The organism is Hydrogenophaga sp. FW305-3-2-15-A-LB1, assembly GCF_058787875.1.
This window is the reverse complement of sequence record NZ_JBYTAE010000005.1, coordinates 91,590-103,703: the sequence shown is the minus strand read 5'-3', so window position 1 is coordinate 103,703 and position 12,114 is coordinate 91,590. Positions and strand designations below refer to the sequence as shown.

General features: G+C 65.0%; 12 protein-coding genes. All 12 read left to right on the top strand.

What is annotated here, in order from left to right:
• Positions 1-305 precede the first annotated feature (305 nt).
• Entirely contained in the window at positions 306-1,061 is a 756-nt protein-coding gene (rpsB, locus tag AC3WPZ_RS02720; protein ID WP_492437977.1) for a 30S ribosomal protein S2, read from the top strand.
• Between the two features lie 114 nt (positions 1,062-1,175).
• Positions 1,176-2,069 (top strand): translation elongation factor Ts, encoded by an 894-nt coding sequence (gene tsf / locus AC3WPZ_RS02715; protein WP_492437975.1) that lies wholly within the window; start codon positions 1,176-1,178, stop codon positions 2,067-2,069.
• Positions 2,070-2,216: 147 nt separating this feature from the next.
• Complete coding sequence (pyrH, locus tag AC3WPZ_RS02710) at positions 2,217-2,927, top strand: UMP kinase (protein ID WP_291121862.1); 711 nt, start codon at positions 2,217-2,219, stop codon at positions 2,925-2,927.
• A gap of 43 nt (positions 2,928-2,970) precedes the next feature.
• Entirely contained in the window at positions 2,971-3,531 is a 561-nt protein-coding gene (frr, locus tag AC3WPZ_RS02705) for a ribosome recycling factor (protein WP_382158489.1), read from the top strand.
• 25 nt (positions 3,532-3,556) lie between these two features.
• Positions 3,557-4,324 (top strand): polyprenyl diphosphate synthase, encoded by a 768-nt coding sequence (gene uppS, locus AC3WPZ_RS02700; RefSeq protein ID WP_444686410.1) that lies wholly within the window; start codon positions 3,557-3,559, stop codon positions 4,322-4,324.
• Positions 4,317-5,138, top strand: coding sequence for a phosphatidate cytidylyltransferase (locus AC3WPZ_RS02695; protein ID WP_382324389.1), 822 nt, complete (start codon positions 4,317-4,319; stop codon positions 5,136-5,138). The genes uppS and AC3WPZ_RS02695 overlap by 8 nt, the downstream gene beginning before the upstream one ends.
• A gap of 5 nt (positions 5,139-5,143) precedes the next feature.
• Positions 5,144-6,328, top strand: a complete 1,185-nt coding sequence (gene ispC, locus AC3WPZ_RS02690) for a 1-deoxy-D-xylulose-5-phosphate reductoisomerase (RefSeq protein WP_492437973.1) — start codon at positions 5,144-5,146, stop codon at positions 6,326-6,328.
• Between the two features lie 49 nt (positions 6,329-6,377).
• Positions 6,378-7,742: an RIP metalloprotease RseP gene (gene rseP, locus AC3WPZ_RS02685; protein ID WP_492437971.1), complete on the top strand. Its 1,365-nt coding sequence runs from the start codon at positions 6,378-6,380 to the stop codon at positions 7,740-7,742.
• A 13-nt stretch (positions 7,743-7,755) separates the two neighbouring features.
• On the top strand, positions 7,756-10,080 hold the full coding sequence (gene bamA / locus AC3WPZ_RS02680) for an outer membrane protein assembly factor BamA (RefSeq protein WP_382158480.1): 2,325 nt from the start codon (positions 7,756-7,758) through the stop codon (positions 10,078-10,080).
• Entirely contained in the window at positions 10,080-10,598 is a 519-nt protein-coding gene (locus AC3WPZ_RS02675) for an OmpH/Skp family outer membrane protein (protein ID WP_382158478.1), read from the top strand. Before bamA ends, AC3WPZ_RS02675 begins: the two co-directional genes overlap by 1 nt.
• A 19-nt stretch (positions 10,599-10,617) precedes the next feature.
• Positions 10,618-11,670 carry a UDP-3-O-(3-hydroxymyristoyl)glucosamine N-acyltransferase gene (gene lpxD, locus AC3WPZ_RS02670; RefSeq protein ID WP_492437969.1) on the top strand — a complete coding sequence of 351 codons (1,053 nt, stop codon included), beginning with the start codon at positions 10,618-10,620 and terminating at the stop codon, positions 11,668-11,670.
• Positions 11,667-12,107, top strand: a complete 441-nt coding sequence (fabZ, locus tag AC3WPZ_RS02665; RefSeq protein ID WP_291121647.1) for a 3-hydroxyacyl-ACP dehydratase FabZ — start codon at positions 11,667-11,669, stop codon at positions 12,105-12,107. Before lpxD ends, fabZ begins: the two co-directional genes overlap by 4 nt.
• Positions 12,108-12,114 lie beyond the last annotated feature (7 nt).

Sequence of the window (12,114 nt, the reverse complement as noted above, 5' to 3'; positions counted from 1 at the left end):
GGAAGGGGGTGGGCAATCGACGGTCAACGGGACATCGGGCATGGGTTGTGGCGCAGAAACACCCCGGACGCGATTCCATTCGGAGCGCGGTCCAGAGAGCGAAAGTAGGACGGGATCGGTCGGGCTGCTATAATCGACGGGCTTTGCAGATGGCTGGCTCGAACACCGTTCTTGCCGCCTTTGCAGGGCGAAATCGCAAACCAGCCCAACCGGGTGTTGCCTGAAGCACCAGGACCGTCAGCGGTCCGTTCAATGCACAGGTGATCGGGGCTGGATTTTAGACTCAACCTCTGGAAAGTTAACTCATGTCTATCTCCATGCGCGAAATGCTGGAAGCCGGTGTCCACTTTGGACACCAGACCCGCTTCTGGAACCCCAAGATGGCACCGTACATCTTCGGCCATCGCAACAAAATCCACATCGTCAACCTCGAAAAGACGCTGCCCCTGTTCGAAGAGGCCGCCAAGTTCGTGCGCCAGCTCTCCGCCAACCGCGGCACCATCCTGATGGTGGGCACCAAGCGCCAGTCGCGCGACATCGTGGCCCAGGAAGCCCGCCGCGCCGGCGTGCCTTTCGTGGACCAGCGCTGGCTGGGCGGCATGCTGACCAATTTCAAGACGGTCAAGACCTCCATCAAGCGCCTGAAGGACATGCAAGCCCAGAAGGAAGCCGGTCTGGACAGCATGACCAAGAAAGAGCAGCTGATGTTTGCTCGCGAAATGGAAAAGCTCGAGAAGGACATCGGCGGCATTCAGGACATGAATGCGCTGCCCGATGCCATCTTCGTCATCGACGTAGGCTTCCACAAGATCGCCGTGCTCGAAGCCCAGAAGCTGGGCATCCCGCTGGCGGGCGTGGTCGACACCAACCACTCGCCCGTGGGCATTGACTACGTCATCCCCGGCAACGACGACTCGGCCCGTGCCGTGGCCCTGTACGCCCGTGGCATCGCCGATGCCATCATCGAAGGCCGCAGCAACGCGGTGAACGATGTCGTCAAGGCCGTGGCCGCCGAAGGCGCTGACGAATTCGTGGAAGTCAAGGAAGACGCTTCCGCCTGAGCCTGACTCTTGCATGAAAGAGGGGCTCCTGTAGCCCCTTTTTCATAAGGCCACCCGATCATTGAAACAGACCGTTCTGCCCGCCGGGGCACAACGGCGAACGGAGAAACTGAAATGGCAATTACCGCAAGCATGGTCGCCGAACTGCGCGCCAAGACCGACGCACCCATGATGGAGTGCAAGAAAGCCCTGACCGAAGCCGACGGCGACATGGCCAAGGCGGAAGAGCTGCTGCGCGTCAAGCTCGGCACCAAGGCCGGCAAGGCCGCCAGCCGCGTCACCGCCGAAGGCGTCGTGGCCAGTTCCATCAACGGCACCACCGGCGCGCTGATCGAAGTCAACTGCGAAACCGACTTCGTCACCAAGAACGACAGCTTCCTGGCGCTGGCCAACGCGGCCGCCCAGCTGGTGGCGGCACACAACCCCGCCGACCTGGAAGCCCTGGGCGCGCTGCCCTACAGCCAGGACGGCTTCGGCCCCACGCTGGAAGACGTGCGCAAGGGCCTGATCGGCAAGATCGGCGAAAACATGTCGTTCCGCCGCTTCAAGCACTGGGCCAACGGCGGCCAGCTCGCTGGTTACCTGCACGGCACCCGCATCGGCGTGGTGGTGGAGTTCGAAGGCGATGCCGTGGCGGCCAAGGACGTCGCCATGCACGTGGCCGCGATGAAGCCGGTGTCGCTGACCTCGGCCGACGTGCCTGCGGAGCTGATCGAGCGCGAGCGCTCGGTGGCCGCCGCCAAGGCCGCCGAATCGGGCAAGCCTGCCGACATCGTCGCCAAGATGGTGGAAGGCTCGGTGCAGAAGTACCTCAAGGAAGTGTCGCTGTTCGACCAGGTTTTCGTGAAGGCCGCCGATGGCAAGCAGACCGTGGGCGCGATGCTCAAGGCCGTTGGCACCAACGTGAAGGGCTTCACCCTGTTCGTGGTGGGCGAAGGCATCGAGAAGAAGGTCGACGACTTCGCGGCGGAAGTGGCCGCGCAAGTGGCTGCCGCCAAGGGCGCCTGATCCTGCCGAGACTGGACGAGACAACGGGCCGCAAGGCCCGTTGTGCCGTATGGGGCTTATTTACGCCCCGAAGCGGCAGGTGAATGCGGGCTCCTCGCTACACTTGCCGGTTGAATCTTTGTTTATCGATTTCCTGAAAGTTGCCTCATGCCAGCCTACAAACGGATTCTGTTGAAACTGTCGGGAGAGGCCCTCATGGGCGATGACGCTTTCGGCATCAACCGAGCCACCATCGTGCGCATGGTGGAAGAAATCGCCGAAGTCACCCGCCTGGGCGTCCAGGTGGCCATCGTCATCGGTGGCGGCAACATCTTCCGCGGCGTTGCCGGGGGCTCGGTCGGCATGGACCGCGCCACCGCCGATTACATGGGCATGCTTGCGACCGTGATGAATTCGCTGGCTCTCGCCGACACCATGGACAAGGCCGGCCTGGTTGCCCGCGTGATGTCGGCCATTGCCATCGAGCAGGTGGTCGAGCCCTACGTTCGCCCCAAGGCCTTGCAATACCTCGAAGAGGGCAAGGTCGTGGTCTTCGCCGCCGGCACCGGCAACCCCTTCTTCACCACCGACACCGCCGCGGCGCTGCGCGGAGCCGAGATCGGTGCCGAGATCGTGCTCAAGGCCACCAAGGTCGATGGCGTCTATACCGCCGATCCGAACAAGGACCCCAGCGCCACGCGCTACACCACCATTTCCTTCGACGAGGCCATGAGCAAGAACCTGCAGGTGATGGACGCCACCGCCTTTGCCCTGTGCCGCGACCAGAAACTGCCCGTGAAGGTGTTCTCGATCTTCAAGCCCGGCGCGCTGCGCAAGGTGGTGCTGGGAGGCGATGAGGGCACGCTGGTTCACGTCTGATGCCCACACGGCATTCCATTTTCTGCTGCATTGAGGAGTTTTCATGAGCACCGACGACATCCGCAAAACCGCTGAGCACAAGATGCTTCAATCGGTGGAAGCGCTCAAGAACAGTTTGACCAAGGTCCGCACCGGCCGGCCCAACCCCGCCCTGCTGGACACCGTGCACGTGGAGTATTACGGCTCCATGCTGCCGCTGTCCCAGGTCGCCAACCTGACGTTGCTCGACGCGCGCACCATCGGCGTGTCGCCGTGGGAAAAAGGCATGGGCGCCAAGATCGAGAAGGCCATTCGCGAGTCGGATCTGGGCCTGAATCCTTCCAGCCAGGGCGACCTGATCCGCGTTCCCATGCCTCCCATGACCGAGGAGCGCCGCAAGGAGCTCACCAAGGTGGTCCGGGGTGAGGGCGAAGCCGCCAAGATCGCGGTGCGCAACCTCCGGCGCGACGCCAACGAATCGGTGAAGAAGCTGGTCAAGGAAAAGCTGGCGTCCGAAGACGACGACCGCCGCTCGCAGGAAGACATCCAGAAGCTCACCGACCGCATGATTGCCGAGGTGGACCGGCTGGTGGCCTCCAAAGAGCAGGACATCATGGCGGTCTGATCCGCCCCTTCCATCGACCCTGGCCATGGCATCTGCTGCAACTCACCCCTCCGTGCCGGCGAAACTGCCTGGCCATGTGGCCATCGTCATGGACGGCAATGGCCGCTGGGCGCAGAAGCGCTGGCTGCCGCGCGCGGCCGGGCACAAGCAGGGCGTGGACGCGCTGCGCGGGGTGGTCAAGGCGTGCATCGAGCGAGGCGTGCCCGTGCTCTCCGTCTTCGCGTTCTCGTCCGAAAACTGGAACCGCCCGGTGGAAGAGGTCTCGGGCCTCATGGATTTGCTCGCCATGGCGTTGTCGCGCGAGGTTCCCAGCCTGAAAAAGAGTGGCGTGCAACTGCATTTCCCAGGCAACCGGGAAGGCCTGTCGACGCGGGTGGTGCAAGGCCTGGAGGCGGCCGAGCGCGAGACCGCGCACAACCACACCCTGGTCTTGAACGTGTGCTTCAACTATGGCGGGCGCTGGGACATCGCCCAGGCCGCCCGGCGCCTCGCCCAGCAAGGCGTGGAGATCACCGAGCAAAGCTTGTCAGGTGCGATGGCGCTGGCCCACGTGGACGACCCGGATCTGTTGATCCGCACCGGTGGTGAGCTGCGCATCAGCAACTTCCTTCTCTGGCAGTCGGCCTACACGGAGCTGCTGTTCACCGACTGCCTCTGGCCCGATTTCGATGCGGCCGAACTGGACCGCGCATTGGCCGAATTCGCCCGGCGCGAGCGCCGCTTCGGCCAGACCGCCGAGCAACGGGCCGAGGTCGAGCCCGAGGTGGTCGCGGTGGGCCAGCGACATGCTTAAGCAGCGCATCATCACGGCTGTGCTGTTGCTGGCCGTTCTGCTGCCCGCGCTGTTTAACCCCTCGATCGAGCCTTTTGCCGCCCTGACCCTGCTGCTGATCGTGGCGGGCGGCTGGGAATGGGCTCGCCTCAATGGCTGCGGCTCTTCGCTCTCGCTGGGTCTGGGCCTGGGTCTGGGTGTCCTGATGGCGGTGGTCTGGTGGGCCGGTGGCCTGAACCTGTCGCTGCGCCCGCTCTGGCTGGCCGTGGGGGCCGCCTGGGTGTTGCTCGCTGTCGTAATGCTGGGCCGTGGCGTGAAAGGCTGGAGCGCATGGCCGGTCGGCCTGCGCCTCTGGGTGGGGCTGGCACTCATCGCCTGTGCCTGGCTGGCCATGGTGCACGCGCGCCTGGAAGGTCTGGGCTTTCTGCTCTCCGTGCTGCTGCTGGTCTGGACGGCCGACATCGCCGCCTATTTTGGTGGCAAGGCCCTGGGGCGGCGCAAGCTCGCTCCCACCATCAGCCCGGGCAAGAGCTGGGAGGGCGCCATCAGTGGATTGCTGGGGGTCTTTGTGTTGGCGGCCTGCTGGCTCTGGGCCGATGCGCAAGGCACCAGCCTGTATGCGCGGCTCTGGGCTCTGGGGCCGGCGCTGGCGGTGCTGTCGCTGGTGTTTCTTGTCACCATGAGCGTGGTCGGTGATCTGGTGGAGTCGCTGGTCAAGCGCAGTGCCGGAGCCAAGGATTCCAGCCAGCTGCTCCCCGGCCATGGCGGCGTGCTCGATCGCGTCGACGCCTTGCTGCCCGTGTTGCCGCTGGCCATGATGCTCATCACCGTCTGATTGCCATGACCCGCCCCCAAGCCATCACCATTCTGGGCTCCACAGGCTCGATCGGGGTCAGCACGCTGGACGTGATCGCCCGCCACCCTGAGCGCTACACCGTGTTTGCGCTGACTGCCGCCACGCAGGTGGAGGCCATCCTGGCGCAATGCCAGCGCTTTGCTCCCCGCTACGCCGTCATGGCCAGCCCGGCGCATGCGCAGCAACTGGCCGGCCGCGTGCGCGAGCTCGGCCTGTCGGTCGAGGTGCTGTCGGGCGCGCAGGCCTTGTGCGACGTCAGCCGCAATCCGGAGGTGGATGCCGTGATGGCCGCCATCGTCGGAGCCGCCGGTCTTTCGCCCAGCCTGGCGGCCGCGCAGGCGGGCAAGAAGCTGCTGCTGGCGAACAAGGAGGCGCTGGTGGTCGGCGGCGAGCTGTTCATGCGGGCGGTGCGCGAAGGCGGTGCGACGCTGCTGCCCATCGACAGCGAACATTCGGCGGTCTTTCAGTCGCTGCCCGAAGACCCCACGACCTGGTCGCGCCGGGTCGACAAGATCGTGCTCACGGCTTCCGGTGGTCCTTTCCGCACGCGCGATCCGCAGACCTTGCACGAGGTGACGCCGGAGCAGGCCTGTGCGCATCCCAATTGGGTGATGGGCCGCAAGATCTCGGTGGACTCGGCGACCATGATGAACAAGGCGCTGGAAGTCATCGAGGCCTGCTATCTGTTTGGATTGCCCGCTTCGCAGATCGAAGTGGTGATCCATCCGCAAAGCGTGATCCATTCGATGGTGCAGTACGCCGACAGATCCGTGGTGGCCCAGCTGGGTACCCCCGACATGCGGGGGCCCATCGCCTATGGCCTGTCCTGGCCGGAGCGCATCGTCTCCGGTGCGGCCGCACTGGACTTCGCCTCACTGGGGGCTCTGAGTTTCGAAAAGCCGGACGACCGGCGTTTTCCCGGTCTGCGCCTCGCCTGGGATGCCCTGGGCGGCCCGGCGGGCACGACGGCGGTGCTCAATGCCGCCAACGAGGTCGCCGTGGCGGCCTTTCTGGACCATCGGCTGCGGTTCGACCAGATCCACGTCGTCAACCATGCAACTTTGCAGGCCCTGACCCCCTCGAAGCCCCAGGGCCTGGACGACCTGCTGGCGATCGACGCGGAAACGCGCGCCATCGCGCAAGTCCAGATCGACCGGTTGGCGGCTTGACGGCCCGACGGCCGCCACCCCGTCCGTTCACCTCTCAACCGAATTCGCCATGCTCACACTCGTTGCCTTCGTCGTGGCCCTCGGTCTGCTGATCGCCGTGCACGAGTACGGCCACTATCGGGTGGCCGTGGCCTGCGGCGTGAAGGTGCTGCGTTTTTCGGTCGGTTTTGGCAAACCGCTGCTGACCTGGCGCAAAAAGGGCAGTCCCACCGAGTTCGTGCTCTGCGCGTTGCCCCTGGGCGGCTATGTGCGCATGCTCGATGAGCGCGAGGCACCGGTCGACCCGGCCGAGCGCCATCTGGCCTTCAACACCCAGCCGCTGCGCTCGCGTGCCGCCATCGTCGCGGCCGGCCCCGCGGCGAACCTGCTGCTGGCGATCGCGATTTATGCCGTCGTCAACTGGACCGGTGTGGAAGAGCCCAAGCCGGTGCTGGCCAGTCCGGTGGCGGGTTCGATCGCCGAGCGTGCGGGCCTGCACGGCGGTGAGTGGGTGGCGCAGACCGCCGTGGCCGACGCCGAAGCCAGTGCGGTGGCGTCTTTCGAGGACCTGCGCTGGCGCCTGACGCAGGCCGCTCTGTCGAGCGAGGACTTGACCCTGTGGGTGTCGTCGCGCGAAGGCGATGCGACGCGCCCCGTGACGCTTCCCTTGAGCGAGCTGGACGTGCGGGAAGCCGACGCTGCGCTGTTCCAGCGCATCGGCATCACCAGCCCGTGGAGCGCGCCGGTGGTGGGCGAGGTCATGGAGGGTGGGGCGGCGGCCGCTGCCGGACTGAGGGAAGGCGACACCGTGCGCAAGGTCAACGACCAGGCCCTGGGTGACGGGCAAAGCCTGCGGGCCCTGATCCGGGCAGCCGTCGGCCCGGCCGGGCAGCCCGTCGAGCAGCGCTGGGAGGTGCTGCGCGCAGGGCAGGTCGTGCATCTGGTGGTCAAACCCATGCCCGAGCAGCAGGCCGGCATCTGGGTGGGGCGTGTCGGGGCGTACATCGGCGCCATGCCGGAGATGACGACCGTGCGCCACGGCGCGGTCGATGGCCTGGTCAACGGGGTTGTCCGGACCTGGGAGGTGTCCTGGCTGACGCTCAAGATGATGGGGCGGATGCTCATCGGCGAAGCGTCTGTGAAGAACCTCAGCGGCCCGCTCACGATTGCCGACTACGCCGGTAAATCGGCCAGCCTCGGTATCACCTCTTACCTGCTGTTTCTCGCTCTGATCAGCGTGAGTCTGGGCGTGCTCAACCTGCTGCCGCTGCCGGTCCTCGATGGGGGGCACCTGATGTATTATCTTTGGGAGGGTGTCACTGGGCGCAGCGTGTCTGATGTCTGGATGGAGCGCCTGCAGCGAGGGGGTGTCGTGGTTCTCATGGCGCTCATGTCCGTCGCCTTGTTCAATGATGTGGCCCGCCTGGCTGGCTGAACGCTTCTTTTCCATGAAAATAAAATCCTTCGGACTTCGCGGCCTGACCCTTTCGGCGCTCGCGACGACCCTTCTTGCGGCCCTGCCTGCCTGGGCTGTCGACCCCTTCACCTTGCGCGACATCCGTGTCGAAGGCCTGCAGCGTGTCGAGCCCGGTACGGTGTTCGCTTCCTTGCCGTTCCGCATCGGTGACCAGTACAACGACGACAAGGGTTCGACCGCCATCCGTTCGCTGTTCGGCCTGGGCCTGTTCAGCGACGTGCGCCTGCAGGTCAATGGCGACGTGCTGGTGGTGATCGTCGAAGAGCGGCCGACGGTCGCGGACATCAGCTTCTCTGGCATCAAGGAGTTTGACGACACCGTGCTGAAGAAGGCCCTGCGAGACATCGGCCTGACCGATGGCCGGCCGTTCGACAAGGCGCTGGCGGATCGCGCCGAGCAGGAGCTCAAGCGCCAGTACATCAACCGCAGCATGTACGCCGCGCAGATCGTCACCACCGTGACCCCGAGCGAGCGCAACCGCGTCAACCTCAATTTCAGCGTGGTCGAAGGCGACGTGGCCAAGATCCGGGAGATTCGCATCGTCGGCAACCGCGCGTTCTCGGAGTCGACGCTGCGCAACCTGTTCGACCTCGACACCGGTGGCTGGCTGAGCTGGTACACCAAGTCCGACCGCTATTCGCGTGCCAAGCTCAACGCCGACATCGAAACCCTGCGTTCCTACTACCTCACGCGCGGCTACCTCGAATTCCGCATCGACTCCACCCAGGTCGCGATCGCGCCGGACAAGGAGAGCATGTCCATCACCCTGAACATTACCGAAGGCGACCGCTACGTGGTCAAGTCGGTGGCGCTCGAGGGCGAGTACCTGGGGCGGGAAGAGGAGTTCAAGTCGCTCGTGACGCTGCGCGCTGGCGAGGCCTACAACGCGGAAGACGAAACCAGCACGGTGAAGGCCTTCACCGACTACTTCGGCGCCTTCGGTTATGCCTTCGCCCAGGTCGAGGCCAGCCGCGACATCGATCGGGTGAACAAACAGGTGGCCTTCGTGCTGCGGGCGCAGCCCGCACGCCGCGTGTACGTGCGCCGCATCAACGTCGAAGGCAACAACCGCACCCGCGACGAAGTCATCCGTCGCGAGTTCCGCCAGCTGGAATCGGCCTGGTACGACAGCGATCGCATCCGCCTGTCGCGCGACCGGGTCGACCGGTTGGGCTTCTTCACGTCCGTGGAGGTCGATACCCAGCCGGTGCCGGGCACGCCCGACCAGGTGGACATGACCATCACCGTGGCCGAAAAACCCACCGGCAACCTGACGCTGGGTGCGGGCTACTCACAGGCTGACAAGCTCTCGATCATTGCCGGCATCCGCCAGGAAAACGTGTTCGGCTCGGGCAACTACCTGGGGGTGGACGTCAACACCAGCGACTACAACCGCCAGGTCGTGATCAGCACGGTGGACCCGTATTTCACGCCGGACGGCGTGTCGCGCAGCTTCGACGTCTACTACCGCACGACCCAGCCGTACACCGAGCAGGGTGGTGACTACCGCCTCATCACGCCGGGTGTGAGCGTGAAGTTCGGCGTGCCCTTCACCGAGCAGGACACGGTGTTCTTCGGCATTGGCATCGAGCAGACCAAGATCGAACCCGGTACGGGTCTGCCACAGGCCTACCAGCAGTACTCGAACACGTTCGGGGAAACCAGCTCCTCGGTGCCCCTGACCATCGGTTGGTCACGGGACGGTCGCGACAGCGCGCTGGTGCCGACCCAGGGCCGGTTGCAGCGCTTCAACACCGAGATCGGGGTGGGCGGCGACACCCGCTACCTCAAGGCCAACTACCAGATCCAGCAGTACATTCCGCTGACCAAGCAGTACACCCTCGCGTTCAACGGTGAGTTGGGCTATGGCAAGGGCCTGGGCGGCCGTCCGTTCCCGCTGTTCAAGAACTTCTACGGGGGGGGCCTGGGTTCGGTGCGCGGCTTCGACCAAGGCACCCTGGGTCCGACCTCGCCCATCATGTCGGGCGTTCAGGCCGGCGAGCTGGTCAACATCGGTGGCAATCGCAGCATGGCTTTCAGCGCCGAGTTCATCACGCCTTTCCCAGGCGCGGGCAATGACCGTACCCTGCGCATGTTCGGGTTCATCGACGTCGGCAACGTGTACGGCGAAAATGACACCCGAGCAAATGCCACCGATTTGCGCGCTTCCGTGGGTGTGGGCCTGAGCTGGATCTCGCCCGTCGGCCCCTTGCGCTTCGCCATCGCCAACCCCATCCGGAAATTCCCTGGCGATAGAATCCAGAAATTCCAGTTTCAGATCGGAACCTCCTTTTGATGAAGACTTTCTCCCGACTTTTCAACCGACGCCTCCTGCTGGCCGCTGGGCTGGGCCTGCTGGCCTTTGCCGCCACGGCGCAGGACTTCCGCATCGGCTTCGTGAACACCGACCGCATCTTCCGCGAGGCCAACCTGGCCAAGGCGGCACAGACCAAGCTGGAGCAGGAGTTCTCGCGGCGCGAGAAGGAAGTCCAGGGGCTGGCAGCCCAGCTCAAGACCGCTTCGGAGAAATTCGAACGTGAGTCCCCCACGTTGCCGGATGCCCAGCGCGCGGCGCGCCAGCGCCAGCTCGTCGAGCAGGATCGCGACTTTCAGCGCAAGCAGCGCGAGTTCCAGGAAGACCTCAACCTGCGCAAGAACGAGGAGCTGCAAAGCGTGCTCGAGCGCGCCAACCGCGTGATCAAGCAGGTGGCCGAGGCCGAGAAATACGACCTGGTGATCCAGGAAGCCGTCTACATCAACCCCAAGCACGACATCACCGACAAGGTGCTGAGCGGCTTGAACGGCGGCAAGTAAGTTCACGCCAGGGCGACCCGTGTCGAGGCCACTGGGCGACATCGTTGAAGCCCTGGGCGGCGCGCGGCACGGCTCACCCGACCTGCTGATTCACCGCTTGGCCCCCGTGGCCACGGCCGGCCCGGGCGAGCTGGCCTTCGTGGCACAGGCACGCTACGCAGGCCAGATTGCCAGCACGGCGGCCGAGGTGCTCATCGTTCCTCCGGCCTTGCAGGACCAGGCCATGGCCCGTGGCGCCTGCATCGTCACGGACGACCCCTACCTCTATTTCGCCAGGCTGACCCAGTGGTGGAAGCAGCAGCACGATGCTGCGCCTGCGCAGGGCATTGATCCACTGGCCAGCATCCATCCTTCGGCCCGTGTGGACGAGGGGGTGAGCGTGGGGCCGTTTGCAGTCGTGGGGCGCGATGTTCATTTGTCGCGCGGTGTCCGGGTAGGCGCCCACGCCGTGCTGGGTGACGGCGCCCGCGTGGGCGAAGGCACCTGGTTGCATCCGCGGGTCACCCTGGGTGAGCGGTGCACCATCGGCGCGCGTGGTGTGGTGCATTCCGGTGCGGTGATCGGGGCCGATGGTTTCGGTTTCGCGCCTCATCAGGGCGAATGGATCAAGATCGAGCAACTGGGTGCGGTGCGCATCGGCAACGACGTGGAGATCGGTGCGAACACCTGCATCGACCGTGGCGCGCTGGACGATACCGTGATCGAGGACGGCGTGAAGCTGGACAACCTGATCCAGATCGGCCACAACGTGCATGTGGGAGCGCACACCGCCATGGCCGGTTGTGTCGGCGTGGCGGGCAGTGCGACCATCGGAGCGCATTGCACCATTGGCGGGGGCGCGGTGGTGCTGGGGCACCTCCGGCTGGCTGATGGTGTGCACGTCTCGGCGGCCTCGGTGGTCACGCGCTCCCTGCTCAAGCCAGGACATTACACCGGCATGTTCCCCATCGACGACAATGCCAGCTGGGAAAAGAACGCTGCCTCCCTCAAGCAGCTCAACCGCCTGCGCGAGCGCCTCAAGGCCGCGGAGCAGGCGATCGAACAAGCCGTTCAAAACAATTCAAAGCCATGATGGACATCCACCAGATTCTCAAGCAGCTGCCGCACCGATACCCCATTTTGCTGGTGGATCGCGTGCTGGAGCTGGACAAGGGCAAGAGTATCAAGGCACTGAAGAACGTGACCATCAACGAGCCGTTTTTCGTGGGCCACTTTCCGCATCGCCCGGTCATGCCGGGGGTGCTGATGCTCGAAGCCATGGCCCAGGCCGCGGCGCTGCTGTCCTTCGACACCATGGGCGTCACGCCCGACGACAAGACGGTGTACTACTTTGCGGGCATCGATGGCGCGCGTTTCAAGCGCCCCGTTGAACCCGGCGACCAGCTCATCATGGACGTGACCCTGGAGCGCGCCAAGGCCGGCATCTTCAAGTTCAAGGGTGTGACGCGCGTGGGCGATCAGATTGCGTGTGAAGCCGAACTGATGTGCACCATGCGCACCATCGCCTGAACGTGGG

Bases quoted from the DNA above. Each gene is read 5' to 3' on its own strand.
- rpsB (WP_492437977.1), top strand. From the start codon at position 306: ATGTCTATCTCCATGCGCGAAATGCTGGAAGCCGGTGTCCACTTTGGA.
- tsf (WP_492437975.1), top strand. From the start codon at position 1,176: ATGGCAATTACCGCAAGCATGGTCGCCGAACTGCGCGCCAAGACCGAC.
- pyrH (WP_291121862.1), top strand. From the start codon at position 2,217: ATGCCAGCCTACAAACGGATTCTGTTGAAACTGTCGGGAGAGGCCCTC.
- frr (WP_382158489.1), top strand. From the start codon at position 2,971: ATGAGCACCGACGACATCCGCAAAACCGCTGAGCACAAGATGCTTCAA.
- uppS (WP_444686410.1), top strand. From the start codon at position 3,557: ATGGCATCTGCTGCAACTCACCCCTCCGTGCCGGCGAAACTGCCTGGC.
- AC3WPZ_RS02695 (WP_382324389.1), top strand. From the start codon at position 4,317: ATGCTTAAGCAGCGCATCATCACGGCTGTGCTGTTGCTGGCCGTTCTG.
- ispC (WP_492437973.1), top strand. From the start codon at position 5,144: ATGACCCGCCCCCAAGCCATCACCATTCTGGGCTCCACAGGCTCGATC.
- rseP (WP_492437971.1), top strand. From the start codon at position 6,378: ATGCTCACACTCGTTGCCTTCGTCGTGGCCCTCGGTCTGCTGATCGCC.
- bamA (WP_382158480.1), top strand. From the start codon at position 7,756: ATGAAAATAAAATCCTTCGGACTTCGCGGCCTGACCCTTTCGGCGCTC.
- AC3WPZ_RS02675 (WP_382158478.1), top strand. From the start codon at position 10,080: ATGAAGACTTTCTCCCGACTTTTCAACCGACGCCTCCTGCTGGCCGCT.
- fabZ (WP_291121647.1), top strand. From the start codon at position 11,667: ATGATGGACATCCACCAGATTCTCAAGCAGCTGCCGCACCGATACCCC.